The following is a 25,674-nucleotide window of genomic DNA, read 5'->3' as shown; positions in this document are numbered from 1 at the left end:
CCTGGTTCTTCTTTCATCAAGCCCCGCTACGGCGGGGCTTTTTGTTGGCCGCGGCCAGTGGCGGCGGGGGCTCAGGCTCGGCCGCCGGCAGCGGCTTGAGCGGCGCATGCTCACGCAGCGCGCGCAGGATGATGGCCGTTGAGGTCGGAGCCTGCTGGCAGAAGCGCGACAGCACCGCCTTCAAGTGGGCGACGTCACGCACGGCGATCTCGAAAATCCAGCTGTCCTCCCCGGTGACGTCATAGGCGGTCAGCACTTCCGGGCTGGATTCCAGCGCGCGCAGCAGCAGCGGCTCGTCCATGCTCTCGATGCGGATGACGGCACGGATCGCGTAGCCGAGCTTGCCGGCGTCCACGACCGCCCGGTAGCCGCGGATGACGCCGCCTTCCTCCAGCTTGCGCACTCGCTCGGTCACGGCCGGCTGGCTCAGGTGCACGCGCCGGCCCAGCTCGGCCATGGTCAGGCGGGCGTCGGCCTGCAATTCCGCCAGGATGCGATGGTCATGCTGATCGAGCTCGATGGCCATGAAATTCTCTAGAAGTCGACGGAATGTTCTTGAATATTAAGGCGAAGTGCTGGCGCAACCTTCAAGTACCCATGTCATGAAAGAGCCGAAATTTCTACGATGCCGGCCATGAACACGACGACGCTGCCCCTCAAGAATGCCCCCGGTTTGAGCCCTTTGCTGCTGCTCTGCCTGGCCGCCACCTGGCTGGTCTGGGGCTCGACCTATCTGGCCATCAAGATCGCGCTGATCAGCCTGCCGCCCTTCTTCCAGATGGGCAGCCGTTTTCTCGTCGCCGGCGTGCTGCTGGCGGGCTGGATGCGCTGGCGCGGCGCGCCATGGCCGAGCCGGCGCCAGTGGCTGCATGCCCTCGTCATCGGCGGGCTGATGCTGGGCGGCGGCATGGGTGGCACGGCCACGGCCGAGCAGACCGTGGGCTCGGGCCTCGTCGTCGCCTTCATTGCCGTGATGCCGCTGATGATTGCCGGCCTCAACCTGCTGTGGGGCGAGAAACCGACCCGGCTGGAATCGGCGGGCATCGCCCTCGGCCTGGTGGGCGTGCTGCTGCTGACGCAGGGCCAGGGCTTTGGCGCATCGCCCGCCGGCCTGGTAGCCATCAGCGTGGCCTGCGCGAGCTGGGCGGTGGGCAGCGTGCTGTCACAGCGCAGCCTGCCACTGGCGCCGGGCGCCATGGGCTTTGCCAGCGAGATGCTGGCCGGTGGCCTTCTGCTGATGGGCTTGAGCCTGGTGAGCGGCGAGACCTTGCCCGGCCATATCGAGCCGCAAGCGCTGTGGGCCTGGGCCTATCTGGTCGTGTTCGGCTCGCTGGTCGCCTTCAATGCCTACATGGTGCTGCTGGCGCAGGCCTCGGCGGGCCTGGCGTCGAGCTATTCCTTCGTCAACCCCGTCATTGCCATGCTGCTTGGCGTCACGCTGGCCGGCGAGCAGATCAGCGGCCACGAGTGGCTGGCCGCGGGCATCGTCCTCGTGGGTGTCGTGCTGCTGCTGATGGGGCGGGCGAGGGCCTAGCCACCCGCGCGGATATTGGCCTGCAGGGCCGGCTGCATCAGCCGGGGCGCGGCCAGCGTCGCATCGCGCGCCTGGCGCATCGCGACGAACTCGGCTTCACTGACGCCGTCATGCGCGTGAATGTTGGCGGCGCGCTGCTCGGCCACTGTCGTTTCCCAGCGCGCCTGGCGGCCGACCGGGTAGTCGTGGCAGACGAAGAGGCGGGTCTCGGGCGGCAGGGTCAGAAGCCGGCGGATCGAGCGGTAGAGCGCGGCGGCGTCACCGCCGGGAAAGTCGGCACGGGCGCTGCCGCCGTCGGGCATGAAGAGGGTGTCGCCGATGAACACGGCGTCCTCGATGCGGTAGGCGAGGTCGGCTGGCGTGTGCCCGGGCACGAGCAGGGCGGTGGCCTCGATGCTGCCGATGCGGAATGACTCGCCGTCGCGCAGCAGGCGGTCGAAGCCGTCTTCTTCAGAGGGCCAGCCGCGCAGGCGGCCCAGCGTGGCTTGCACTTCGCGGGTGTGCTCGCCGATGGCGATCAGCCCGCCGGCTTGGGTGCGCAGGTACCGAGCGGCAGAGACATGGTCGGCGTGGACATGGGTCTCGAGGATCCACTGCAAGGTGAGACCTTGCTCGCGCAGATGCACGAGCAGCATGTCTGCGCTGAGCGTGCTGGTGCTGCCGGCGGCAAGGTCGTAGTCCAGTACCGGGTCGATGACGGCCGCCTGGCGGGTGGTCGGATCGCTCACGACATAGCTGACCGTTCCGGTGACGGCGTCGTGGAAGCCCTGGATGGCGACAGTCATGGGGAATGGCCGGCGATGGAGAAGGCATGATTATATCGATTGATATAATGTTTGCCATGCCGAGACCCCCCACCCTTGATGTCCAGACCCTGCGCCAGGCAGCAGGCGAGGCCGTCGCTGCCCTGAAGGCCCTGGGCAATCCCGAGCGCCTGTTGTTGCTGTGCCAGATGTCCCAGGGCGAGATCAGCGTTGCCGATCTGGAGGCCCTGCTCGACATCCACCAACCGACGCTGTCGCAGCAGCTGGGCGTGCTGCGCCGCGAGGGCATGGTGGCCACGCGGCGCGAGGGCCGGAATGTTTTCTACAGCGTGGGCGATCCGCGCTTGCTGGCGCTGCTGCGCACCCTCTACACGCAGTACTGCCCCAAGGAGAACACATGACCGTGGACTGGCCTGCCTTCACACCGTGGCCCGCCCTGGCTGGTGGCCTGCTTGTCGGCCTGGCCGTCGCAGTGCTGGTGCTGGGAGCGGGTCGCATTGCCGGCATCAGCGGCATCGTCGGCGGACTGCTGCGGCCGTTAGCCGGTAACCGCGCCTGGCGCGTGGCCTTCCTGGCCGGGCTGCTGGTGTCGCCGTGGATCTTTGCGCTGTTCGCGGGCCTGCCACGGCCGCGCATCGACGCCGCTTGGAGCACGCTGCTGGTAGCCGGCCTGCTGGTCGGCATCGGCACGCGATATGGCGCTGGCTGCACCAGCGGTCATGGCGTCTGCGGCCTTTCGCGGCTGTCGCCGCGCTCTGCGGTTGCGACAGTCGCGTTCATGGCGGCTGGTTTCGCGACCGTCTTCGTGCTGAGGCATTTGCTGTGAAGAAAGTGCTGATCGCCGCGTTCGCGGGCCTGTTGTTCGGGCTGGGGCTGATCGTGTCTGGCATGGCATCCCCGACCAAGGTGCTGGGCTTTCTGGACCTGGCAGGCGCTTGGGACCCCTCGCTGGCCTTTGTCATGGCGGGCGCCATCGCGGTCGGTCTGCCGGCCTTTGCGTGGGCACGCCGGGCCAACGTGCAGTTGCCAGAGGCAACGCGCATCGACCGCCGCCTCGTCGGTGGCAGCCTGTTGTTCGGCATCGGCTGGGGCCTGGTTGGCCTGTGTCCCGGCCCGGCCTTGGTCGTGCTGGGCCTGGGCGATGCCAAGGCGCTCGGCTTCGTCGCGGCGATGCTGGCTGGCATGGCGATCTTCGAGGTGCTGGAGCGCCGAAAAGCATGAGACAAAATCCGCGCCCATGCTGTTTCTGCTCTCGCCCGCCAAGTCCCTCGACTACGACACGCCGACGCCGCCCGAACTGGCGCCGGCGCTGACCCGCCCGCAGTTCCTTGACGACACCGCGGCTCTCATCGATGTGCTGCGTACCAAGACCGTGGCCGATGTGCGCGGGCTGATGGATCTCTCCGAGCCGCTGGCCCAGCTCAATGTCGACCGCTACGCTGCCTGGCGGCCGCGCTTCACCGAGCACAACAGCAAGCCGGCCGTGCTGGCCTTCAACGGCGACGTCTACGACGGCCTGGATGCCAGGACGCTGCGCGCCGATGACCTGGCCTGGGCGCAGCAGCACGTGCGCATGCTGTCGGGCCTGTACGGCATCCTGCGGCCGCTGGACCGCATGCAGCCCTACCGCCTGGAGATGGGCACGCGACTGGCYGGTGACCATGGCGCCAGCCTCTACGACTACTGGGGCGATCGCCTCGCCCTGCATCTGAACAAGCTGGCGCGGGGCGAGAAGGTGCCCGTCATCGTCAACCTGGCGTCGCAGGAATACTTCCGTGCCGCTGATTGCAAGGCGCTCAAGCCCAGGGTCGTCGATTGTCAGTTCGAGGACTGGAAGAACGACGAGTACAAGATCATCAGCTTCTTCGCCAAGCGTGCCCGTGGCCTGATGGCGCGCTATGCCATCCAGCATCGCCTGGAGACGCCCGAGGCGTTGAAAGGCTTCAACCTGGACGGTTATCGTCTGGCCCCTGAGGTGTCTTCTCCCGACCGACTCGTCTTCCGCCGCAAGTCATGAGCCAACAAGTCATCACCCCCGAGCTGTGTGAATGGATCACCGAGCAGAGCCGTGCCGGCCACGCGTCAGAAAGCATCCTGGCCGCGATGCTGGGCAGCGGCTGGGATGAGAGCATCGCCCGCCAGGCGCTGGCGCGCACCCTGGGCGAGGTGGCCACGCTGACGCCGCCGCCCGGCGCAACCGTCGGGCTGCCCGAACCCGAGCTGAGCCGCTTCTCGCCCGTCATCGATGCCGGCGACCGCCAGGTCAAGGTCTTGATGGCCTTGCGGCAGCCGCGCGTCATCGTCTTTGGTGACCTGCTGTCGGAAGAGGAGTGCGACGGCATCGTCGCGCTGGCGACCAAGCGCCTGGCGCGCTCCGAGACCGTGGCCACCGGCGGCGAGGGCAGCGAGGTGAACGCCGCACGCACCAGCGACGGCATGTTCTTCGAGCGCTGTGAGACCGAGCTGATCCGCAAGATCGAGGCACGCATTGCGACGCTGTTGCGCTGGCCGTTGGACCACGGCGAGGGCCTGCAGGTGCTGCACTACCGGCCGGGCGCTGAATACCAGCCGCATTACGACTACTTCGACCCGGCTCACGTCAGCACGCCGGCCATCCTGAAGCGCGGCGGCCAACGCGTTGCGACGCTGGTCATGTACCTGAACACACCCGCCGCCGGCGGCTCGACCATCTTCCCGGACATCGGCCTGGACGTCGCACCCGTCAAGGGCAACGCCGTCTTCTTCAGCTACGACCGGCCCCACCCCGCCACGCAGACCCTGCATGGCGGCTCGCCGGTGCTGGAGGGCGCGAAATGGGTGGCCACCAAATGGTTGCGTCAGGGCGTCTTCACCTGAATGGTCGCAGCGATGGCGGCCACCAGCACGATCAGGCCCAGCATCAGCAACAGGAAGTAGCCCAGGCTGAGCAGCAGTCCGCGCCACAGCGCACCGGCCCGGCTGACGCCATAGACGCGCCGCAACGCCATCACGCCATGGCCGAAGACGGCAAGGATCAGCAGCGGCGTCATGTCCGTGGCGAACGCCATCAGCAGGGCCAGGAACCACAGGCTGTGGCTGTGCAGCGAGAACACGAAGTGCTCGGCATAGCGCCGCCCCGTGCCGGCGAACATGACCAGCAGCAGCGCCGCAAACACGGGCTGCATGGCCAGCATGCCGTAGGGCGCCAGGGCGACGAGGCGGGCCGTCCACTGCTCGTTGTTCATCGACCCGGCGTTCTTGATCAACCGCGTTCCCCAGCGCTCCAGCAGCGTGCAGTTCTGCGGTTGTGCTTCATCGCAGTCGCCGAGCTTGGTGATGACCGTCTGCTTGCCGCGCGGCGGCACCGATGCGGCGGCGGATGCCGCCTGCGCCTTGGCCAGCGCCTCGGCCTCGGCGGCGGTCTCGTTCGGCGTCGCACCCGGCTTGACACGCAACCGCACCGGCTTGCCGGGCTCGACGACACGCGCCGCCTCGGCCGCCTCGTTGTCGCTGTCGGCAGCGGCGGTGTGCGGCAACAGGTGTGAGCCGACGAAGAACACGAAGCTCGCGCTCAGATAGACCCGCAGCGGTAGCACATAGCGCCGCCGCTGGCCGCGGAAGTAAGCGTTGGTCAGATGACCCGGCAGGCAGACCAGCGCCCACAGCGTGCGCCACAGCGGGCCGTCGAAGGCGACGTAGTGCCCCAGGTACTCGGTGAACATCTCGCGCACCGAGGGCGGGTGCAGGTCGGTCTCCTGGCCGCAATGGCCGCAGTAAACGGGCCGTGGCGTGGCCAGCGTGAAGTGGCAGTTGCGGCAATAGGGCAGCTCAGGCGCGTGGTTGCTCATGCAGACAGGAGTTTGTTGATCAGCTCGGGCGTGCTGCCCGCCTGGTATTTCTTCATCAGCCGGCCGCGATAGATGTCCACCGTGCGCGGGCTGACGCCCAGGCGCCGGCCGATGAGCTTGCTGGTCTGGCCCTCGACGAGCAGGGCGGCGATCTCGCGTTCGCGCGGCGTCAGGTCGGCCGAGATCTGGCGGCGCGCCGACAGGTCCTCAAAGCTCCAGATGCCGCGGGCATGCGGGTCGGCCGGGTCCAGCGCGCGGCCGGTCACGTGGCACCAGAACAGCTCGCCGCTACCCAGGCGACGCATGACGCGGTCGTCGGCATAGTGGCCCTGGGCATCCAGGCTGGCGACGATGCGCGCGCCGGTGCGCTCGAACTCGACGGCGCTGGGGTACAGGACGGCAAAGCTTTTGCCCAGGAGCTGCTCGCGCGTGGCCGCGAACATCTGCAGCACGCGCTGATTGCAGTCGACGATCTGGCGCTGGGCGGACAGCACCAGGCCGATCGGGGCGAGCTGGAAGGCGCTGCGGTAATCGAGGACGGCGGGTTCCACTTAGGCGAATTCGCTTAATCGACTTCGGAAGGCGCGCGATAGTACCCTTCGCGCTTCACCCGAAAGGCAGGAGACGGCATGAACAAGGTGTACCCGAGCGCTGAGGAAGCGCTGCGCGGCGTCGTGAAGGACGGGCAGATGCTCGCGGTCGGCGGCTTCGGCCTGTGTGGCATCCCCGAGGCGTTGATCACGGCCCTGCGCGACAGCGGCGTCAAGGACCTGACGGTCATCTCCAACAACGCCGGCGTCGACGGCTTTGGCCTCGGCGCGCTGCTCGTCACGCGCCAGATCAAGAAGATGATCTCCAGCTATGTGGGCGAGAACAAGGAGTTCGAGCGTCAGTACCTGGCCGGTGAGCTGGAGCTGGAATTCACGCCACAAGGCACCTTGGCCGAGAAGATGCGCGCCGGCGGCGCCGGCATCCCGGCCTTCTTCGTGCGCACCGGCGTCGGCACGCTGATCGCCGAGGGCAAGGAGTCGCGCGAGTTCGACGGCGAGACCTACATCCTGGAGAAGGCCCTGGTGCCCGACGTCGCGCTGGTCAAGGCCTACAAGGCCGACAAGAGCGGCAATCTGGTGTTCCGCCGCACCGCGCGCAACTTCAACCCGGCTGCGGCCATGGCCGGCAAGCTGACGGTTGTCGAGGTCGAGCACCTCGTTGAGACGGGCGAGATCGACCCGGACGACGTGCATCTGCCGGGCATCTATGTGCACCGCATCGTTGTCAATGCCAACCCCGAGAAGCGCATCGAGAAGATGACTCTCAGCCCGAAGAAGGAGGCTTGACATGCCCTGGACCCAAGATCAGATGGCCGCGCGCGCGGCCCAGGAGCTGGAAGACGGCTTCTACGTCAACCTCGGCATCGGCATCCCGACGCTGGTGGCCAACCATGTGCCCGCGAGCAAGGAAGTCTGGCTGCAGAGCGAGAACGGCATGCTGGGCATCGGCCCCTTCCCGACCGAGGACGAGGTCGACGCCGACCTTATCAACGCCGGCAAGCAAACGGTGACCACGCTGCCCGGCAGCAGCATCTTTGGCAGCCACGACAGCTTCGCGATGATCCGCGCCGGCAAGATCAACTTGTCCATCCTGGGCGCCATGCAGGTCAGCGGCAGCGGTGACCTGGCCAACTGGATGATCCCCGGCAAGATGGTCAAGGGCATGGGCGGCGCGATGGACCTTGTCGCCGGCGTCAAGCGCGTCATCGTGCTGATGGAGCATGTGGCCAAGAAGAAGGACGGCAGCGAGGACATGAAGATCATCCCCAACTGCACGCTGCCGCTGACAGGCGTGGGCGTCGTCGACCGCATCATCACGGACCTCGGCGTCTTCGACGTCGTGCCCGGCGGCATCAAGTTGGTCGAGCTGGCCGAGGGCGTCACGCGTGAACAAGCGCAAAGCAAGACGGGAGTTCCGTTGCTCTGAGGTAAATCCGGTCTCGCATCCCCAGTTCATGGGCCAGGACGGGTCAGCGCAAGCTGGCCCGTTTGCGTTGGGCGGAGCATTCTTCGAACAACAGCGAGGCCACCATGCGCGCACCACCGACGCCTGAAGTCGAGACCATCGCCCCCGCACTCGAGACAAGTGCAGACCTGAACCCCGGCGGCATCGCGGCCGCCGCTACGGCAGCGGCTTTGCTGGCTGCCTGCGGTGGAGGAGGGGGAGGCGATGCGCCGACCCCATCGCCGTCACCACCGCCTCCGCCGTCACCTCCACCCCCACCCCCGCCGCCACCCGGCATCACCGACGCCGAAGCCGCGCGTTTCCTGGCCCAGGCCGGCTTTGCTGCGAGCGCAGCCGACATCGCCACCGTCAAGGCCAATGGCTACGCCGCGTGGCTGGACGCGCAGTTCGTGCTGCCGGTCAGCGATGGACATTTCGACTGGATGGTGGCCAATGGCTATGCCATCGTTGACCACCGCAACGACTTTGGCGGCGCCGACAACACGCTGTGGCGCAAGTTGCTGTCCGCGCCCGATTCGCTGCGCCAGCGCGTTGTGCTGGCCCTGAGCGAGATCTTCGTCATCTCGATGAGCGGCCTGCCCATGCCCTGGCGGGGCTTCGCCATCGCCTGCTATGTGGACATGCTGGAGCAGCGCTGCTTTGGCAGCTACCGCGATCTGCTGAACGCGGTGACGCTGTCCAATGGCATGGGCGTGTATCTCGCCACGCGCGGCAACCTCAAGGAAGACACCAACACTGGCCGCGTCCCCGACGAAAACTACGCCCGCGAGGTCATGCAACTGTTCAGCATCGGCCTCTACCAGCTCAATGCCGACGGCACGCTCAATCTCGACGGCAGCGGCAAGCCCATCGAAACCTACAGCCAGACCAATATCACCGACCTGGCGCGTGTCTTCACCGGCTGGGACTTCGACAGCTACAGCGGCAGCGACCCGGCTTTCATGAAAAAGCCCATGGTCAACATCGCCTCGCGCTTCTCGACCGGGGCCAAGAAGGTGCTGGACGTCGACATCCCGGCCTCGGCCGACGGCCCGGCCGCATTGAAGATCGCGCTGGACACACTGGCTGCCCATGCCAACGTCGGCCCCTTCATCGGCCGGCAACTGATCCAGCGCCTGGTGGCCTCCGACCCCAGCCCCGCCTATGTCGGCCGCGTCGCCGCCGTCTGGGCCGATAACGGCGCCGGCGTGCGTGGCGACCTCAAAGCCGCTATCAAGGCCATCCTGCTGGACACCGAAGCGCGCACCGCATCCGCCGCTCCGGGTGCCGGCAAGCTGCGCGAACCGCTGCAGCGCTTCATCCAGTGGGGGCGCAGCTTCGGTGTCACCTCACCCAATGGCCTCTGGAACATCGGCAACACGAGCGACTCCGGCACCCGCCTGGGCCAGAGCCCGCTGCGCAGCCCCTCGGTCTTCAATTTCTTCCGCCCCGGCTATGTGCCGCCCAACTCGCAGCTGGGTACGAACGACGTCACGGCGCCTGAGTTCCAGCTCTGCAACGAGAGCACGGTGGCCGGCTACATCAACTACATGCAGAAGGCCATTGCCGACGGCATCAACGATGTGAAGCCCAGCTACACGGCCGAGCTCGCATTGGCGGACGATGCGCCGGGTCTGGTCGCGAGCCTGGCAACCCGCCTGGGCGGGGGTGGCATCTCAGCCACCACGCAAGCCACGGTCAGCACGGCGATTGCCACCATCTCCGCCGCCAGCGACACCGGCAAGGCCAACCGCGTGCAGGCCGCCATCCTGATGCTGATGGCCTGCCCCGAATACCAAGTGCAGAAGTAAGGGGACGACCATGAAGCTCAACCGACTCCCCGAACTGCAGCGCCGCGAGTTCCTTCGCCGTGCTGGCGCTCTTGGCATCGCGGGCAGCGCCGCGCCCTGGGCGCTGAACCTCGCCGCACTGGGCGAAGCCGCCGCGGCCACGGCGCCTGGCGACTACAAGGCCCTGGTCTGCGTTTTCCTGTACGGCGGCAACGACCACGGCAACACCCTGGTCCCGTACGACCAGGCCAGCTACAACGCCTATGCCGGCATCCGCCAGACTCTGGCCACGCCGCGCGAGCAACTGGCCGCGACGGCCCTTGCACTGAACGTCGGCGGCCGTCAGATGGCCCTGGCGCCCCAGCTCGGCAAGCTCAAGGGCCTGTGGGACAGCGGGCGTCTCGGCATCCAGCTCAATGTCGGCACCCTGATCCAGCCGACCACGCTGGCCCAGTACAACGCCAAGAACGTGCCGCTGCCGCCCAAGCTGTTTTCGCACAACGACCAGCAGTCCGTCTGGCAGAGCAGCTCGCCCGAGGGCGCCACCTCGGGCTGGGGTGGCCGCATGGGCGACCTCTTCCTGGGCGGCAACGGCACGGCCACCTTCACCTGCATCAATGCCGCGGGCAATGCCGTCTTCATGGCCGGCAAGCAGGCCGTGCAATACCAGGTGTCCACCAGCGGCGCCGTGCCCATCAACGGCATCCTCAAGCCGCTTTATGGCTCCCAGGCCTGCGCGGATGCGCTGCGCGGTCTCATCACCGCCGATCGCACGCACTGGATGGAGGCCGAGCTGAACAAGGTCGTCGCGCGTTCCGTCAGCGCCCAGGGCGTCGTCACCGCCGGCCTGGCCGGCGTGCCAGCGCTGCAGACGCCTTTCGACACGGCCAGCGGCCTGTCCGCCCAGCTGCTGATGGTGGCCAAGCTCATCGGCGCTCGCCAGGCCCTGGGTGCGACGCGCCAGGTCTTCTTCGTGTCACTGGGCGGCTTCGACACCCACGATTTCCTGCTCGACGAGCACCCGGGGCTGCTGACCGCTGTCAACGACGCGCTGGCCAGCTTCTACGCGGCCACGGTCGAACTGGGCGTGGCCAACCAGGTCACCGCCTTCACGGCCAGCGACTTCGGCCGCTCGCTGACCAGCAATGGCGACGGCTCCGACCACGGCTGGGGCAGTCACCATTTCGTGCTCGGCGGGGCGGTGCAGGGCGGCAAGTTCTGGGGCACGCTGCCCTCGGTCAGCATCAACGGCCCCGACGACGTCGGCCAGGGCCGGTTGCTGCCGACCACGGGTGTGGATCAGCTCGGCGCGACGCTGGCCACCTGGATGGGCGTCGGCGCTGGCGACCTGCCGCGCGTGCTGCCGCAGATCGTCAACTACAGCCAGCGGGATATGGCTTATTTCTGAGTTCGGGGGCATGCCTAAGATGGCCCCATGCTCCGCCTCCTGACGCCTCTTCTCCTGGCCAGCCTGCTGGCCCCGGCCCATGCCCTCGACCAACCCGAGGCCGCCACCAGCCGCACCGCCAAGCAAGGCGGCCTGACAGCGCCGGCCAAGCGCTTTGCGGTGACGGCGGCCAACCCGCTGGCCGTGGATGCGGGCATCGAGATGCTGAAGGCCGGGGGCTCGGCCGTCGACGCGACCGTTGCCGTGCAGGCCGTGCTCGGCCTTGTCGAGCCGCAGTCCAGCGGCATTGCGGGCGGCGCCTTCCTGATGCATTGGGACGGCCGCCAGGTGCAGACCCTGGACGGCCGCGAGGCAGCGCCGGCCGCAGCCACGCCCGAGCTCTTCTTGAAGGCCGACGGCAAGCCCCTGCCGATGCGCGAGGCCATCATGAGCGGCCTGTCTACCGGCGTGCCGGGCGTGCTGGCCATGCTGGCCGAGGCGCACCGCCAGCACGGCCAGCTGCCCTGGGCCAGGCTGTTCGAGCCGGCCATCCGCCTGGCCGAGCGGGGCTTTGCGATCAGTCCGCGGTTGTTCGAGCTGGCCTCGGCCGAGGCGCAGTTGCGAAACGATCCGCAGGCCGGGTCGTACTTTTTCGATGCGACCGGCGCTCCCAAGCCGGTCGGCACCGTGCTGAGGAACCCCGCCTATGCCGCGGTGCTGCGCGGCATCGCCATCAAAGGCCCCAAGGCCTTCTACGAGGGCGCCGTCGCCGAGGACATCGTGCGCCGCGTGAAAGGCCATGCCCGCCCGGGCCTGCTGGCCGCGTCGGACCTGGCGGGCTACAAGGCCTTGGCCCGCCCGCCGCTGTGCAATGACTGGCGCGTCTACCGCATCTGCGGCTTCGGCCCGCCCACCTCGGGCCATCTGACGCTGATGCAAATCCTCGGCCTCCTTGACACCCAACATGCGGCAGTGGCGGCCCAAGGCATCACGGCGGACTGGATGCATGCCTACGCCGAATCCGCCAAGCTGGCCTTTGCCGACCGTGCCCAGTTCATCGGCGATCCGGCCTATGTCGCCGCGCCGGGCGGTGACTGGCAGAACCTGCTTGCGCCGGTATATCTGAAGCAGCGCGGTGCGCTGATCGGCCCCAAGGCCATGGGCGTGGCCACGGCGGGCCAACCCGCGGCCATCAAGCAGGCCCTGGCGCCCCAGGCCGAGCAACTCGAGGCCGGCACCAGCCAAGTCAGCGTCGTCGATGCCGAAGGCCATGCGGTGGCGATGACGACCAGCGTCGAATCCGCCTTCGGCAGCCGCGTCATGAGCGACGGTGGCACGGGCCTGGCCGGCGGCTTCATGTTGAACAACACGCTGACGGACTTCTCGCTGAACCCGGTCGGTGCCGACGGCAAGCCGGTGGCCAACCGTGTCGAGGCCGGCAAGCGACCGCGTTCCAGCATGGCGCCGACATTGGTCTTCGACCGCGACGGCAAGCTCGTCATGGTGGCCGGCTCACCCGGTGGGCCGGTCATCATTCATTACGTCGCCAAGGCCATCACCGGCGCCCTGGCCTGGGGCCTACCGCCCCAGCAGGCGGTAGACCTGCCCAACTTCGGCCATTTCAACTCGGGCCAGCTCATCGTCGAGCGCGGCGCGCTGACGGCCGAGCAACTGGCCGACCTGCGCGGTCGTGGCCAGCAAGTAGTCGAGACCGACCTGACCAGCGGCCTGCAGGTGCTGGTGCGGGTCAAGGAAGGTTGGGTCGGCGGCGCCGACCCGCGCCGCGAGGGCGTCGTCCGTGGCGAGTAAGTCGTCCTGCCGACGCGCGGCATCTTGTCTGACACCGCTGCCCGCTAGCCGCCCACTAGGCTGGTTAGGTTGTGAGCCGCGGGGTCAGCGATGGACGAAGTGCAAGGATGTTGTCTTTCACGCCGGGACGTCTTGATTGCGGGCGCCGGCACGGCAGCCGCCTCAGCCGTTGAGGCCGCTGAACGGGAGCCGGCCATGTCCAATGGAACGACGGGACGCGTGACCCTGGAGGTCAACGGCCAGTCCCACAGCGTCGATGTCGACACGCGCACAACGCTGCTCGACCTGCTGCGCGAGCACCTCCACCTGACTGGCACCAAAAAGGGCTGCGACCACGGCCAGTGCGGCGCCTGCACGGTGCTGCTGGACGGCCGGCGCATCAACAGCTGCCTGATGCTGGCCGTCATGGCGCCGGGCGCCAAGGTCACCACCATCGAGGGCCTGGGCACGCCGCAGCAGCTGCATCCGCTGCAGGCCGCCTTCGTCGCGCATGATGGCTACCAGTGCGGCTACTGCACGCCGGGCCAGATCTGTTCGGCCGCCGGCATGCTGGACGAGCTCAAGCGCGGCGTGCCCAGCCACGTGACGACCGACCTGACCGCCAAGCCGTTGCTGAGCGCCGACGAGTTGCGCGAGCGCATGAGCGGCAACCTCTGCCGCTGTGGCGCCTACTCCAACATCGCCGAGGCGATCACCAGCGTTGCCAAGGAGGCCGCATGAAAGCCTTCACTTTCGAGCGTGCGCGCACGCCGGCCGAAGCCGCCGCGGCGGTGGCGGGCCGGCCCGACGCCAAGTTCATCGCCGGCGGCACCAATCTGCTGGACCTGATGAAGCTGAAGATCGAGGCGCCGGGCCATATCGTGGACGTCAATGCGCTGGGCCTGGACCGCATCGAGCCCGTCGACGGCGGCGGCCTGCGCGTGGGCGCCCTGGTGCGCAATGCCGACCTGGCCAGCGACGTCCGCGTGCGCAAGGACTACCCGGTGCTGTCGCGTGCGCTATTGGCCGGCGCTTCGGGCCAGCTGCGCAATCGGGCAACGACGGCCGGCAACCTGTTGCAGCGCACGCGCTGCCCCTATTTCTACGACACCGCCCAGCCCTGCAACAAGCGCCAGCCCGGCAGCGGCTGCAGCGCCATCGGCGGCGTGGCGCGCTCGCTGGCCATCATCGGCACGAGCCAAGCCTGTATCGCCAGCCACCCGAGCGACATGGCCGTCGCCATGCGCGTGCTGGATGCGCAGGTCGAGACCATCAAACCCGATGGCCAGGTGCGCCGCATCCCCATCGCCGACTTCCACAAGCTGCCCGGCGATACGCCCCACGTCGAGCACACGCTGGCTCACGGCGAGCTGATCACTTCGGTGCTGCTGCCGCCACCCGCGGGCGGCACCCAGGTCTACCGCAAGGTGCGCGACCGGGCGTCCTATGCCTTCGCCCTCGTGTCGCTGGCCGCCATCGTGCAGCGTGATGGCAGCGCGCGCCTGGCCTTCGGCGGCGTGGCGCCCAGACCCTGGCGTGTGGAGGCGGCCGAAGGCCAGCTTTCGCGCGGTGTGCATACCTATTTTGGGCAGGCCTTCGCCGGCGCGGCCCCGCAGCAGGACAGCGCCTTCAAGCTCAAGCTGGCCGAGCGCCTGCTGGTCGACTCCCTGCATCCTGCACGGAGCACATGATGAGATTCGACCAGCCCGCCACCACCAACCCCATCGACCAGGGCCGCATCGTCGGCCGCCCCACGCCGCGCATCGATGGCCCGCTGAAGACCACCGGCATGGCGCCCTATGCCTACGAACACCACGACCTGAAGCAAGCGCCGGCCGTCGGCTATGTCGTGGGTGCCGGCATCGCCAAGGGCCGCGTGGCCGCCATGGACCTGCGCGCCGCCCGCGCGGCACCCGGTGTGCTCGCCATCGTCACGGCCCAGAACGCCGGCAAGCTCGGCAAGGGCAACATGAACACCGCCAAGCTGCTCGGCGGCCCGCAGATCGACCACTACCACCAGGCCCTGGCCGTCGTCGTGGCCGAAAGCTTCGAGCAGGCGCGCGCCGCGGCGGCGTTGATCGACATCCGCTACGAGGCCGCCAAGGGCCGCTTCGACCTGGCCGCCGAGAAGCCTCATGCGCCGGTGGCCAAGAGCGATGGCTTCGGTGGCGAGGCCGAGACCAAGCATGGCGACTTCGAGGCCGGCTTCGCCAAGGCGCCGGTGCAGCTGGACGCCAGCTACACGACGCCCGACCAGGCACACGCCATGATGGAGCCGCATGCCACCATCGCCTGGTGGGAGGGCAAGAAGCTGTCGGTGTGGACGTCCAACCAGATGATCGACTGGGCCGTCGGCGACCTCGCCAAGACGCTGGGCATTCCCAAGCAGGACGTGCGCGTGCGTTCGCCCTTCGTCGGCGGCGGCTTTGGCGGCAAGCTCTTCCTGCGCGCCGACGTCGTGCTGGCGGCCCTGGGTGCCAAGGCCGCCAGCCGGCCCGTCAAGATTGCGCTGACGCGGCCGCTGATGTTCAACAACACCACGCACCGGCCCGCAACCATCCAGCGCATCCGCATCGGCGCCAACAAGGACGGGCGCATCCAGGCCATCTCGCACGAGAGCTGGTCCGGTAACCTGCCCGGCGGCGGCCCCGAGACGGCCACGGCCCAGACGCGGCTGCTCTATGCCGGTGAACACCGCCACACCGCCATGCACCTGGCCGTGCTGGACCTGCCCGAGGGCAATGCCATGCGCGCGCCGGGTGAAGCGCCAGGCCTGATGGCGCTGGAGATCGCGATGGACGAGATGGCCGAAAAGCTCGGCCTGGACCCCATCGAGTTCCGCGTGCGCAACGACACCCAGGTCGACCCCGAGAAGCCGCAGCGCCCCTTCTCGCAGCGCCGCCTGGTGGACTGCATGAAGCAAGGCGCCGAGCGCTTCGGCTGGAACCGGCGCAATGCCAAACCGGCGCAGGTGCGCGAGGGCGGTTGGCTGATTGGCATGGGCATGGCGGCGGCCTTTCGCAACAACCTCTTGATGAAGTCCAAGGCCCGCGTGCGGCTGGAGGGTGAGCGCGTCATCGTCGAAACCGACATGACTGACATCGGCACCGGCAGCTACACCATCATTGCGCAGACGGCGGCCGAGACCATGGGTGTGACTCTCGACAAGGTCGTCGTGCGCTTGGGGGATTCGAGCTTCCCGGTGTCCTGCGGCTCGGGCGGCCAATGGGGCGGCAACAACTCGACGGCCGGCGTGTATGCGGCTTGCATGAAGCTGCGCGGCATGGTGGCCCAGAAGGCGGGCACGGCCGACGCGGAGTTCGTTGGCGGCGAGGTGCGTGGTGGCGGCAAGGCCGCGCCGTTGAAATCATTCGCCGGCCTGGTGGCTGAGGACGGCATTGAGTATGGCGACCTCGACAAGCGCTACCAGCAGTCCACTTTTGGCGCGCATTTCGCCGAGGTGGGCGTGGATGTCGTGAGCGGCGAGGTGCGTGTGCGGCGCATGCTGGCCGTGTGCGCGGCGGGGCGCATCCTGAACCCGACCTCGGCGCGCAGCCAGGTCATCGGCGCCATGACCATGGGCGTGGGCGCGGCGCTGATGGAAGACCTGAAGGTGGACCACCGCCGCGGCTTCTTCGTCAACCACGACCTGGCCGGCTACGAGGTGCCGGTGCATGCCGACATCCCGCACCAGGAGGTCATCTTCCTGGACGAGACCGACCCGATCTCGTCGCCGATGAAGGCCAAGGGCGTGGGCGAGCTGGGCATCTGCGGCGCTGCCGCTGCGGTGGCCAACGCCGTCTACAACGCCACCGGCGTGCGGGTGCGCGACTACCCGCTGACGCTGGACAAGCTGCTCGCCGGCCTGCCCGCGCTGACTTAGCGGCGCTGGTTCAGGACGACCAGGCCCAGGGCGGCCAGCGCGGCGAACAGCAGGCCGCTCCAAACCTCGTAGGGCAGGCCGACGAGGCGATAGGCCGCCGCCTCCGCGCAGTTGGCCGTGATCATGAAGACCGAGGGCCACAGCTCCTCGAGCCCGAGCGCCGTGACGATCTTGTCCGCCAGGCCCATCGCGCAGGTGGCGCTCTGCGAGGCCACCTCATGCTGGAAGACGGCCGCCGTGAGGCCCGCGGCGCACAGCATCAGCACGACCACGAGGGCCGTCTGACGCAGCGCGCGCTTGGCGCTCACCAGCCAGCCCAGCAGCGAGACGGCGCCGATCACCAGGAAGATGGCCCGCTGCAGCACGCACCACGGGCAGGGCTTGACGCCGAACTGGTGCTGGGCGATCAAGGCGATGCCGACGGCGCCGAAGCTCGCCACGGCCATGCCGGCCAGCGCACGGGCCGGCAGCTTGGAAGGGGCGCTGAACATCAGTCCTGAACTTCCGCGATCAGCTCGATCTCGACGCAGGCGCCAAGCGGGATCTGGGCCACGCCGAAGGCGCTGCGGGCATGCTTGCCAGCTTCGCCCAGCACCGCGGCGAACAGCTCGGAGCAGCCGTTGGTGACGAGGTGCTGCTCGGTGAAGTCGGGCGTGCTGTTCACGAGGCTCATGACCTTGACGATGCGCACGATCTTGCCCAAGTCACCGGTGGCGGCCTGCAGCGTGCCGAGCAAGTCGATGGCCACGGCGCGTGCGGCAGCCTGGCCGGTGGCGGTGTCGACATCCTTGCCGAGCTGGCCGACCCAGGGCTTGCCGTCCTTCTTGGCGATATGGCCCGACAGGAACAACAGGTTGCCGGTGCGCGTGAACGGCAGGTAGGCGGCAGCAGGAATGGCCAGCGGCGGCAGGGTGATGCCGAGTTCGGCGAGCTTGGCTTGGATGGCAGAAGAGCTCATGCGTAGTAGCGCGGTGGCGCAAGCGAAAAACCGCGGCATGCTACACCCCGCGTCCCAATAAGGCGGGACAGGGGAGGGGCATTGGCTCAGCGGCCGTGGGGCGTGCGCGAACTGGTGGCAACGGGCGTGGCCTGGCTGGCCGGCCTGGCCCTGCTGCAATGCTGCGAGCGGCTGCCGACGGCGGCCGAATACGCGCTGCTGGCCTTGGCTTTCGTGGTGCTCCTGCTGCTGCGTCGCCGCCACTGGCTGGCGTTGGCGGGTGCGGTCGCCGTGTTCGCCTTCGCGCAGGCGGGGTTGCGCGCCGAGCTGCGCATGAAGCCCGAACTGCATCCGGCGTGGGAAGGCCGCGACCTGGTGCTGAGCGGCCGGGTCGACTCCCTGCCCATCGCCATCACCGGCCAGGGCGGCGTGCCCGGCTGGCGCTTCGAGTTTGCCGTCGAATCGGTGGGTTCAACCGGCACGGCCTTGCCGCCCGAGGTGCCGCGGCGGCTGATGCTCCTGGCGTATGAAGGCCCCCAGGTCCGGGCTGCGCCCAGCCCGCCCCCCGTGGGGGTCAAGCAGGCTGGGGGCGGCCCGGCGTCTGCTTGGGACTCAGCGCCCATCACGGCGGGCGAGCGCTGGCGCTTCACGGCCCGGCTCAAGCGAGCGCACGGCCTGGCCAATCCGGGCGGCTTCGATGTCGAACTGTGGTTGTTCGAGCAGGGCCTGCGCGCCAGCGGCGTCGTGCGCACGGCCGAGCGATTGCAGGCGGCGCCCTGGTGGTCGCTGGACGCCGCGCGCCAGCGCCTGCGCACCGCCATCCGCGAACGCGTGGCCGATCCCGGCATGGCCGGCGTGCTGGCGGCGCTGAGCCTGGGCGACCAGAACGCCATTGCCCACAGCGACTGGAATCTGTTTCGCGATACCGGGGTGAGTCATCTCTTGTCGGTCTCCGGAAGTCACGTCGTCCTGCTCGGCTGGCTGGCCTCCGCGCTCATCGCGCCGCTGTGGCGCCGCAGCCGCTGGCTCTGCCTGCGCATGCCCGCGCCCACGGCGGCACGTTGGCTGGGCGTGGCGGTGGCCTTCGTCTATGCGCTGTTCTCGGGCTGGGGCGTGCCGGCGCAGCGCACCGTCATCATGCTGGCCGCCGTCGCCGCTCTGCGCAGCCTTGGCCTGCGCTGGCCCTGGCCGCTGATGCTGCTGGCGGCCGCCGTCATCGTCACGGCAGCCGACCCCTGGGCGCTGATGCAGCCGGGCTTCTGGCTGTCCTTCGGCGCCGTGGGCCTGTTGATGGCGGCTGGCGGGGAGCACGCAGACGGCTGGCGCGCCAGATGCAAGGCGGCGCTGCGCACCCAAGCCATCGCGACCGTCGGCCTCGCGCCGCTGAGCCTGATCTGCTTTGCACAGCTCTCCGTCGTCGGCCTGCTGGCCAACCTCATCGCCATCCCGCTGATCAGCTTCGTCATCACGCCGCTGGCTTTGCTGGGCGGCCTGTTCACGCCGCTGTGGGCACTGGCCGCCGTGCTGATGCAGGCCTTGATGGCCTGGCTCAAGCTGCTGATCGCCTGGCCAGCGGCGGTGTGGTGGCTGCCGGCGGCGCCACTGTGGTCGCAGGCACTGGCATTGCTGGGCTCCGCGCTGATCGCGCTGAGATTGCCCTGGCGGTTGCGCGCTGCAGGCCTGCTGATGACGCTGCCGCTGCTGTGGCCGGCCGTGCCGCGCCCACCTGACGGCGAGTTCGAACTGCTGGCGCCGGACATCGGCCAGGGCAACGCGGTGCTGGTCCGTACCCGTGGCCATGCGCTGCTTTTCGACACCGGCCCGGTTTATGCGCCGGGCTCGGACGCTGGCGAGCGGGTGCTGCTGCCACTGCTGCGTCGCCTGGGCGTGCACCGGTTGGACATGCTGATGCTCAGCCACCGCGATGGTGACCACGTCGGCGGCGCGGCGACTTTGATGCAGGCGCTCTCGGTGGGAGAGCTGCGCAGCTCGCTGGAGCCGGGCCATCCGCTGCTCGGCGTCGGGCTGCCCGTACAGCGCTGCGAAGCCGGCCAGACCTGGACCTGGGACGGCGTGCGCTTTGACGTACTGCACCCCACGCTGGCCCATTACGGGGGCGGCTTCCGGTCTAACGACCTGTCTTGCGTATTGCGCATCACGGCGGCTTCGGGCCGACGCGCGCTGCTGGCGGGCGACCTGGAGGCCGAGCAGGAGCGGCAGCTCGTGAAGCGCGAGGCTGATCTGCATGCCGAGGTGCTGCTCGTACCGCACCACGGCAGCAAGACCTCATCCAGCGCCGAGCTGTTGGCCGCCGTTGCGCCGAGCGTCGGTGTCGTGCAGGCCGGCTACCGCAGCCGCTTTGGCCATCCCGCGCCGCCGGTGCTGGCGCGCTACCAGGCCGCGGGCATCGCCGTCGTTGCCAGCCCGGCCTGCGGCGCCTGGCGCTGGCAGAGCGCGACGCTCGAGTCGAGCTGCGAGCGCGAGCTTCGCCAGCGCTATTGGTTGGACCGCAGTCCGGTCATTTCGGGCCTGGACGGCCCTCTGGTTGAAGAGGCGCCAACGGCCGAGGCCGAGCTGGCCTTCTGACGCCGGGGCTGCCACACTCGCCCAGCCATCACCTGGGAAAATCACATGAAGCGCTTGGATATCTGGGCCCGTCGCATCGTCTCGTTGGGCCTGCTCTGCGTGAGCCTGGCCGCCGCAGCGGGCGGTGGCAGTGCCGGCAGCGGCGCCAAGGCCACGGCCGGCAACAAGGATTACGACGTCTACCGCAGCGGCAGCGCCGCCGATGCACTGCCACCCCAGCCAGCGAGCAACCAGCTCGTGCTGATGGGCGGTGGCATCGACGTCGACGACGCCTTCCGCGCCATGATCGCCAAGGCGCGTGGCGGCACTGCGGCCAAGGTGGATGTCGTCATCCTGCGCACCTCGGGTGCCGACGGCTACAACGCCTACCTGATGGCCATGGACGGCGTCGACTCGGTCGAGTCCATTGTGCTGAAGACGCGTGCCGGCGCCAGCGCGCCCGAGGTGCTGGACCTGGTCGCTCGCGCCGACGTGCTGTTCATTGCCGGTGGCGACCAGTCCACCTACATCGCCCAATGGGCCGGCACGCCGCTGGAAGCGGCGATGAAGGCCGCCGTCGCGCGCAAGGTGCCCTTTGGCGGCACCAGCGCCGGCTTGGCCGTGCTCGGGCAGTTCGACTACTCGGGCGCCAACCAGTCGGTGTCGTCGGCCACCGCCATGGCCAACCCCTATGACCGCGGCGTCACGCTGGACCGCAGCTTCCTGAATGCGCTGCCGCTGATGGCGAACGTCATCACCGACGCCCACCTCGTCGCTCGCGACCGCATGGGCCGCCTTGTCACCTTCCTGGCCCGCCTGTCGGCTGACGGCTGGGCCGGCTGGCAGACGCTGCGCGGCATCGGCGTGGATGAGCAGACGGCCGTCGTTGTCGACGGCGATATCGCCACCGTCATGGGCAATGACGACGGCCTGGGCGGCCGCACCGGTCGCGCCTACTTTCTCAAGCCGACGCTGGCGCCGACGACGGTGCAGGCCAGGAAGCCGCTGACCTTCCGCAGCCTGCAGGTCGAGAAACGCACGGCCGGCGGGCAATACAACCTGGCCACTTGGCCGACCGTGTCGCCGTATTTCATCTCGGTGGAGACGGGCGTGTTGATGCCCAACCCCTACTGAGCTTTGGAGGCTTGGCGCGCCCGGGCCACGGCCTGGCCGAGCTCGATGACGGCCAGCGCGTAATAGGCCGACCAGTTGTAGCGCGTGACCGTCCAGAAATTCTGCGTGCCCAGCAGCACGGTGGTCGGCTTCTTCGGCCCGTTCTGCAGCTCGATGACGGCCATGGGGCCATCGTGGTCGAGTGCGGCCTTGGAGGGCAAGGCGCCGGCGGCGCTGAGGTCGGTGGCGGTGAAGCTGGGCTTGATGTCCGGCGCCAGCAGGCGCGCCCGCTCGCGGCGGTCAGCGGGCAGTTTGACGCTGTAGTGCGTCGCCTCGCCGGGCTTCCAGCCGTACTCGGACAGGTAGTGGGCAACGCTGCCGATGGCGTCCACCGGGCTGGCGATCAAGTCGATGCGGCCATCGCCGTCGAAGTCCACCGCATGCTGGCGCCAGCTGCCGGGCATGAATTGCGGCCAGCCCAGGGCCCCGGCATAGCTGCCGCGCACCTCGCCGGCGTCCAGGCCGTTCTCGCGACAGAGCTTGAGGAACTCGGCCAGTTCACTGCGGAAGAAGGCCTGGCGTTCGGCGGCGCGCGGGTGCTCGGTGGGAAAGTCGAAGGCCAGCGTCGCCAGCGCGTCCAGCACCTTGAAGCCCCCGGTGATGCGGCCATAGAAGGTCTCGACGCCAATGATGCCGACGACGACCTCGGCCGGCACGCCGTAGGTGCTCTCGGCACGCGCCAGCGCGGCCTCGTGCTCGGCCCAGAAGGCCACGCCGGCGTCCAGGCGCCTGGGCTCGATGAAGCGGTCGCGGTAGGCCGTCCAGTTCTTGGCTGTGCCGACGGCCGCCGGCAGGATGAGCTGCCGCACGCGCGGCAGGTCCAGGGCCTGGCTGAGCTGCTCGCGCAGCGCGGTGGCGTCCCAGCTTTGCGATGCCGCAAGCTCGTCGGCAAAGGCGACGAGGGCGGGGCGGTTGCCCAGCGGTTCAGGAGGCGGCGCCGGCTTGGCGTGGCGGGGTTTGGCGTGGACGGCACAAGCCAGCAGCAGGCCGGCCAGCAGGGGGAGGTATCGGAAATTCACGGCTGCAGCATACGGGCCGCGGCGCGGAACTCGCCCCAGGCGGGCGCCGATGCGTCAGGGGCGTAGCGCGAGCGCTCCAGCTTCTCCAGCCACTGCGCGGCCGGCTCGGCCTTCTGGCCATGCTGGCGGCGCAGCGCGCGCGCCCAGGCGGCCGGACTCTCGTGGGCGGGGATGCTCACGCCCGCACGGGTCAGCAGGGCGGCTATGCGCGCCCGCTGGCGGCTCCAGGCGTCGTGCGGCCGGCTGCTCCAGCGTATCCAGGCGGCGCCTGCCACGGCCAGCACGAGGATGACGCCGGCCAGGGCCTGGCCCAGCGCCGTCCAGTCGGGCTGGCTGAAGCCCAGGCGCTTGAGCAGGTCGAACTGGTTGTCGCGCGAATAGTTCAGCACCAGTTGCTGCCAGCGGTTGTTGACGGTCTCCCAGCCATTGCGCATGGCCCGCCACAGCGTCGGGTTGAACTGGCCCAGCACGCCGGGCTGCGGCCGCAGCGCCAGGCCCTGGGTGACGCGGTTGGGCGCCACGGCGGCGGTCGGGTCGCTGCGCACCCAGCCGCGGCCTTCGACCCAGAACTCGGCCCACGCATGGGCATTGGCGTTGCGCACGACCTGATAGCCGTCCTGGGGTTCGGCGTCCCAACCCTGGAAGCCGGTGACGATGCGCGCCGGCACGCCCATGGCGCGCATGACGACGACGAAGGCGGAGGCGAAGTGCTCGCAAAAGCCCAGGCGCCGGTCCAGCCAGAATTCGTCGATGACGTGGGGCGAAGTCTCGCCATAGCGGCCGGGGGTGAGGGTGTAAGTGAAGTCCTGGCTGCGGATGTGCTCAAGAAGGGCTGCGGCCAGAGCCTCGGAACGCGGGCCCGGCCCCAGCGTGGCAAAGCGCGCCTCGCCGGCCAGCAGCTCGGCCCAGGCACGGGTGCGCGGATTGAGACCGGCGGGCAGGTCGAGGTCGGTGGTCAGTTGCAGGCGGTTGCGGCGCTCCCCGGCCCGCCAGGCCGTGTGGGCGCTGGTTGCCACCCTCAGCCTCTCGGTGATGGGGCGTGGCGACAGCCATTGCAGCTCGGGCCCGCGCACGACGGTCAGGTCGGTCAGGTTCAGTTCGCTGCCGACGCCGCCTGGGCTCATCTCCAGCAGGGGCAGCACCGAGATGCGCAGCGGCTCCAGCGTCATTTCATAGCGTAGCGCCGGGCCGGCCGTGGCCAGGTCGTCGCGGCCGCGCAGCCAGCTCTGGCTGGAGCGGGAGTCATAGGCGCGCCAGGTCTTGCCGTCGAAGCGGGTCAGCACCGGGCCGCGGAAATAGCGCTGGTCGGGCGGCGGCAAGGCCCCCTCGAACTTCAGCCGCATCGCGATGCTCTCGTCGTTGGCGATCTCGTTCATCGCGCCGAACTCGAGCTGGTTGGACAGGCCCGTGCGGCCGATGGCCTCGGTCGGCACGCCCCACAGCGGCGCGATGCGCGGGAACAGCACGAAGAGCAGCACCATGACGGGCAGGCCCAGCGCCGTGGTGCCGGCAGCGTGCCTTGCCGCGATGCCGATGCTGGGGATGCCCGTGGGCATCTGCGCCAGCACGACGGCGGCCAGCAGCCCCCACAGCGACGCCAGTGACCAGACCGCCATCAGCAGCGATTGCGAGTACAGGAACTGCGTCAGCACCAGGAAGAAGCCGAGGAAGAAGACGACGAAGGCATCGCGGCGCGCGCGCAGCTCCATGGTCTTGAGCGCCATCAGCATGACCAGCAGCGTGATGCCGGCCTCGCGGCCGATCAGCGTGCGAAAGGTCAGCCAGGTCAGGCCCGTGTAGACCGCGATGACGGCGGCCAGCCACCAGCGCCCAGGCAGCGGCCGCTGGCGCCAGGCCAGCGAGGCGCGCCAGGCCAGCACGACGGTGGTCAATGCGCTGCTCCACCAGGGCAGGTGGTCGGCATGCGGCGCGATGACGGCCGTGATGACGCCGAGCAGGAAGAAGCTGTCGCGCGCGTCACGCGGCAGGCGGGCCCACCAGGCAGCTAAACCATTCATGCGTCAAACCCCGCGAGGGCTTCGAGGCAAGCTTGGCGGTGGGTCGCCCCGAGGGAAGGCGTGAGGTCACGCCCCGCCATGCGCAAGCCATAGGGCTGGCCCAGGCGTTCAGCCGCCAGAACCCAGGCGGCCAGGCGCGACAGGCGTGCCTCGACATCGCGACCCTGGGTGTCACGCCAGTCCAGCCACAGGTCCTGGGCCAGCGGCGCCTCGGTCTCGCGCACCCACAGCGGCAGGCCCTGGTCCAGCGCCAGCGCGGACTTGCGCCACAGGATCTGCTTCATCGAGTCGCCGCGGCGGTAGCTGCGCACGCCGGAGAAGTCGGTGCCGCTGGAGGACTGGCGTGTCGACGCGGCTTCGCCAGCGCCGGCCTCGGCCTGGGTGGGGAAGGGCGCCAGCACCTCCTCGGCCCGCGGGTAGACCCAGACCTTGGCTGCAGGCCGCCAATAGCTCCAGGCGCGGAAGAAGCCGAGCGGAAAGCGTGTCGTGACGATGAGGCGGGGCAGCTCGCGCAGGCCACGCTTGTCAGCCGGCAGGCGCAGTTTCAGCACTGCATGGCCCAGGGCCGGCACGTCGATCCAGGCCGGCTCGGTGGCGCCGCTGTCGAGCTGCGCGCTGACGGCGATGCCGAAGCGCGCGCTGCCCGGGTTGTGCAGGCGCAGCTCCAGCGCGTACTCGTCACCGGCGTGCACGCCCTCAGGCGCCTTCAGATCCATCTGCAGGCCGCGCAGATTGGCGTGGGTGGTGTGCATGGACGCCAGGCCCGCGCCGGTCAGCGCAAAGGTCAGCGCGTAACCCAGACTCAGCTGCTCGTTGATGCTGGCCAGCAGCAGCACGCCCAGCGTGCCGCAGAAGGCCACGCCGGCCCAGGTCGGCACGATGTAGACATTGCGCTGCGTCGTCTGGTGGGTGTCGGCGGGCGACTGGCGGGCCTGCCACCAGGCTTGCCAGCGTTGGCGCAGGGCTTGGACGGGAGCCATGGGTCAGAGGATAC

General features: G+C 69.0%; 25 protein-coding genes. 16 read left to right on the top strand and 9 right to left on the bottom strand.

The window, feature by feature from the left end:
• Nucleotides 1-16: 16 nt before the first annotated feature.
• Entirely contained in the window at nt 17-526 is a 510-nt protein-coding gene (locus tag ACXJLH_RS21215; protein WP_056193403.1) for an Lrp/AsnC family transcriptional regulator, read from the bottom strand.
• A gap of 108 nt (nt 527-634) precedes the next feature.
• On the opposite strand from ACXJLH_RS21215, the gene yedA reads away from it, so the two are divergent.
• Nucleotides 635-1,534 (top strand): drug/metabolite exporter YedA, encoded by a 900-nt coding sequence (gene yedA / locus ACXJLH_RS21210; RefSeq protein ID WP_056193491.1) that lies wholly within the window; start codon nt 635-637, stop codon nt 1,532-1,534.
• On the opposite strand, the gene ACXJLH_RS21205 is transcribed toward yedA, so the two are convergent.
• Nucleotides 1,531-2,319 (bottom strand): MBL fold metallo-hydrolase, encoded by a 789-nt coding sequence (locus ACXJLH_RS21205; protein WP_457446049.1) that lies wholly within the window; start codon nt 2,317-2,319, stop codon nt 1,531-1,533. The genes yedA and ACXJLH_RS21205 overlap by 4 nt on opposite strands.
• 56 nt (nt 2,320-2,375) lie before the next feature.
• On the opposite strand from ACXJLH_RS21205, the gene ACXJLH_RS21200 reads away from it, so the two are divergent.
• Genes ACXJLH_RS21200 through ACXJLH_RS21180 form a run of 5 tightly spaced genes read left to right on the top strand, consistent with a single transcriptional unit; the run spans nt 2,376 to nt 5,154 of the window.
• Nucleotides 2,376-2,699 (top strand): metalloregulator ArsR/SmtB family transcription factor, encoded by a 324-nt coding sequence (locus tag ACXJLH_RS21200; RefSeq protein ID WP_457446047.1) that lies wholly within the window; start codon nt 2,376-2,378, stop codon nt 2,697-2,699.
• Nucleotides 2,696-3,124: a YeeE/YedE family protein gene (locus ACXJLH_RS21195; RefSeq protein WP_457325350.1), complete on the top strand. Its 429-nt coding sequence runs from the start codon at nt 2,696-2,698 to the stop codon at nt 3,122-3,124. The genes ACXJLH_RS21200 and ACXJLH_RS21195 overlap by 4 nt, the downstream gene beginning before the upstream one ends.
• Nucleotides 3,121-3,519 carry a DUF6691 family protein gene (locus ACXJLH_RS21190; protein WP_327082870.1) on the top strand — a complete coding sequence of 133 codons (399 nt, stop codon included), beginning with the start codon at nt 3,121-3,123 and terminating at the stop codon, nt 3,517-3,519. Before ACXJLH_RS21195 ends, ACXJLH_RS21190 begins: the two co-directional genes overlap by 4 nt.
• Before the next feature lie 16 nt (nt 3,520-3,535).
• The gene (gene yaaA / locus ACXJLH_RS21185; RefSeq protein WP_457446045.1) at nt 3,536-4,315 is read left to right on the top strand and encodes a peroxide stress protein YaaA; all 780 of its coding nucleotides are present in this window, start codon (nt 3,536-3,538) and stop codon (nt 4,313-4,315) included.
• The gene (locus ACXJLH_RS21180) at nt 4,312-5,154 is read left to right on the top strand and encodes a 2OG-Fe(II) oxygenase (protein ID WP_457446043.1); all 843 of its coding nucleotides are present in this window, start codon (nt 4,312-4,314) and stop codon (nt 5,152-5,154) included. Before yaaA ends, ACXJLH_RS21180 begins: the two co-directional genes overlap by 4 nt.
• On the opposite strand, the gene ACXJLH_RS21175 is transcribed toward ACXJLH_RS21180, so the two are convergent.
• On the bottom strand, nt 5,136-6,125 hold the full coding sequence (locus ACXJLH_RS21175; RefSeq protein WP_457446041.1) for a DUF3667 domain-containing protein: 990 nt from the start codon (nt 6,123-6,125) through the stop codon (nt 5,136-5,138). The two genes, ACXJLH_RS21180 and ACXJLH_RS21175, sit on opposite strands and share 19 nt — an antisense overlap.
• Complete coding sequence (locus ACXJLH_RS21170; RefSeq protein WP_457446039.1) at nt 6,122-6,676, bottom strand: LuxR C-terminal-related transcriptional regulator; 555 nt, start codon at nt 6,674-6,676, stop codon at nt 6,122-6,124. Before ACXJLH_RS21170 ends, ACXJLH_RS21175 begins: the two co-directional genes overlap by 4 nt.
• Nucleotides 6,677-6,754: 78 nt before the next feature.
• Between ACXJLH_RS21170 and ACXJLH_RS21165 the strand changes: the two genes are divergently transcribed.
• The 8 genes from ACXJLH_RS21165 (at nt 6,755) to paoC (ending at nt 16,968) form a co-directional block, all read left to right on the top strand.
• Nucleotides 6,755-7,462 (top strand): CoA transferase subunit A, encoded by a 708-nt coding sequence (locus ACXJLH_RS21165; RefSeq protein ID WP_457446037.1) that lies wholly within the window; start codon nt 6,755-6,757, stop codon nt 7,460-7,462.
• Between the two features lies 1 nt (nt 7,463).
• Nucleotides 7,464-8,102: a 3-oxoacid CoA-transferase subunit B gene (locus ACXJLH_RS21160; protein ID WP_457446035.1), complete on the top strand. Its 639-nt coding sequence runs from the start codon at nt 7,464-7,466 to the stop codon at nt 8,100-8,102.
• A 104-nt stretch (nt 8,103-8,206) separates the two neighbouring features.
• Complete coding sequence (locus ACXJLH_RS21155; RefSeq protein ID WP_457446033.1) at nt 8,207-9,931, top strand: DUF1800 domain-containing protein; 1,725 nt, start codon at nt 8,207-8,209, stop codon at nt 9,929-9,931.
• A 10-nt stretch (nt 9,932-9,941) separates the two neighbouring features.
• Nucleotides 9,942-11,318: a DUF1501 domain-containing protein gene (locus ACXJLH_RS21150; protein ID WP_457446031.1), complete on the top strand. Its 1,377-nt coding sequence runs from the start codon at nt 9,942-9,944 to the stop codon at nt 11,316-11,318.
• 27 nt (nt 11,319-11,345) lie between these two features.
• Nucleotides 11,346-13,106 carry a gamma-glutamyltransferase family protein gene (locus tag ACXJLH_RS21145; RefSeq protein ID WP_457446029.1) on the top strand — a complete coding sequence of 587 codons (1,761 nt, stop codon included), beginning with the start codon at nt 11,346-11,348 and terminating at the stop codon, nt 13,104-13,106.
• Between the two features lie 90 nt (nt 13,107-13,196).
• Nucleotides 13,197-13,826 carry an aldehyde dehydrogenase iron-sulfur subunit PaoA gene (gene paoA / locus ACXJLH_RS21140; RefSeq protein WP_056193435.1) on the top strand — a complete coding sequence of 210 codons (630 nt, stop codon included), beginning with the start codon at nt 13,197-13,199 and terminating at the stop codon, nt 13,824-13,826.
• Complete coding sequence (locus tag ACXJLH_RS21135; protein WP_457446026.1) at nt 13,823-14,776, top strand: FAD binding domain-containing protein; 954 nt, start codon at nt 13,823-13,825, stop codon at nt 14,774-14,776. The genes paoA and ACXJLH_RS21135 overlap by 4 nt, the downstream gene beginning before the upstream one ends.
• Nucleotides 14,776-16,968, top strand: coding sequence for an aldehyde oxidoreductase molybdenum-binding subunit PaoC (gene paoC, locus ACXJLH_RS21130; protein ID WP_457446024.1), 2,193 nt, complete (start codon nt 14,776-14,778; stop codon nt 16,966-16,968). The genes ACXJLH_RS21135 and paoC overlap by 1 nt, the downstream gene beginning before the upstream one ends.
• Here the strand turns inward: paoC and ACXJLH_RS21125 are convergent.
• Both ACXJLH_RS21125 and ACXJLH_RS21120 read right to left on the bottom strand, forming a co-directional pair.
• Complete coding sequence (locus ACXJLH_RS21125; protein ID WP_457446022.1) at nt 16,965-17,459, bottom strand: disulfide bond formation protein B; 495 nt, start codon at nt 17,457-17,459, stop codon at nt 16,965-16,967. The two genes, paoC and ACXJLH_RS21125, sit on opposite strands and share 4 nt — an antisense overlap.
• On the bottom strand, nt 17,459-17,926 hold the full coding sequence (locus ACXJLH_RS21120) for a RidA family protein (protein ID WP_457446020.1): 468 nt from the start codon (nt 17,924-17,926) through the stop codon (nt 17,459-17,461). The genes ACXJLH_RS21125 and ACXJLH_RS21120 overlap by 1 nt, the downstream gene beginning before the upstream one ends.
• Before the next feature lie 81 nt (nt 17,927-18,007).
• Between ACXJLH_RS21120 and ACXJLH_RS21115 the strand changes: the two genes are divergently transcribed.
• On the top strand, nt 18,008-20,491 hold the full coding sequence (locus ACXJLH_RS21115; RefSeq protein ID WP_457446018.1) for a DNA internalization-related competence protein ComEC/Rec2: 2,484 nt from the start codon (nt 18,008-18,010) through the stop codon (nt 20,489-20,491).
• A gap of 45 nt (nt 20,492-20,536) precedes the next feature.
• Nucleotides 20,537-21,604, top strand: a complete 1,068-nt coding sequence (locus ACXJLH_RS21110) for a cyanophycinase (RefSeq protein WP_457446016.1) — start codon at nt 20,537-20,539, stop codon at nt 21,602-21,604.
• On the opposite strand, the gene mltB is transcribed toward ACXJLH_RS21110, so the two are convergent.
• Genes mltB through ACXJLH_RS21095 form a run of 3 tightly spaced genes read right to left on the bottom strand, consistent with a single transcriptional unit; the run spans nt 21,598 to nt 25,660 of the window.
• The gene (mltB, locus tag ACXJLH_RS21105) at nt 21,598-22,662 is read right to left on the bottom strand and encodes a lytic murein transglycosylase B (RefSeq protein ID WP_235531851.1); all 1,065 of its coding nucleotides are present in this window, start codon (nt 22,660-22,662) and stop codon (nt 21,598-21,600) included. The genes ACXJLH_RS21110 and mltB overlap by 7 nt on opposite strands.
• Complete coding sequence (locus tag ACXJLH_RS21100) at nt 22,659-24,680, bottom strand: transglutaminase family protein (RefSeq protein ID WP_457446014.1); 2,022 nt, start codon at nt 24,678-24,680, stop codon at nt 22,659-22,661. The genes mltB and ACXJLH_RS21100 overlap by 4 nt, the downstream gene beginning before the upstream one ends.
• Nucleotides 24,677-25,660, bottom strand: a complete 984-nt coding sequence (locus ACXJLH_RS21095) for a DUF58 domain-containing protein (protein WP_457324349.1) — start codon at nt 25,658-25,660, stop codon at nt 24,677-24,679. The genes ACXJLH_RS21100 and ACXJLH_RS21095 overlap by 4 nt, the downstream gene beginning before the upstream one ends.
• Nucleotides 25,661-25,674: the final 14 nt, after the last annotated feature.

It is taken from the genome of Roseateles sp. P5_E4 (genome assembly GCF_054049255.1).
The sequence above is the reverse complement of the archived record's forward strand: the minus strand, read 5'-3'. Positions and strand labels throughout refer to the sequence as shown.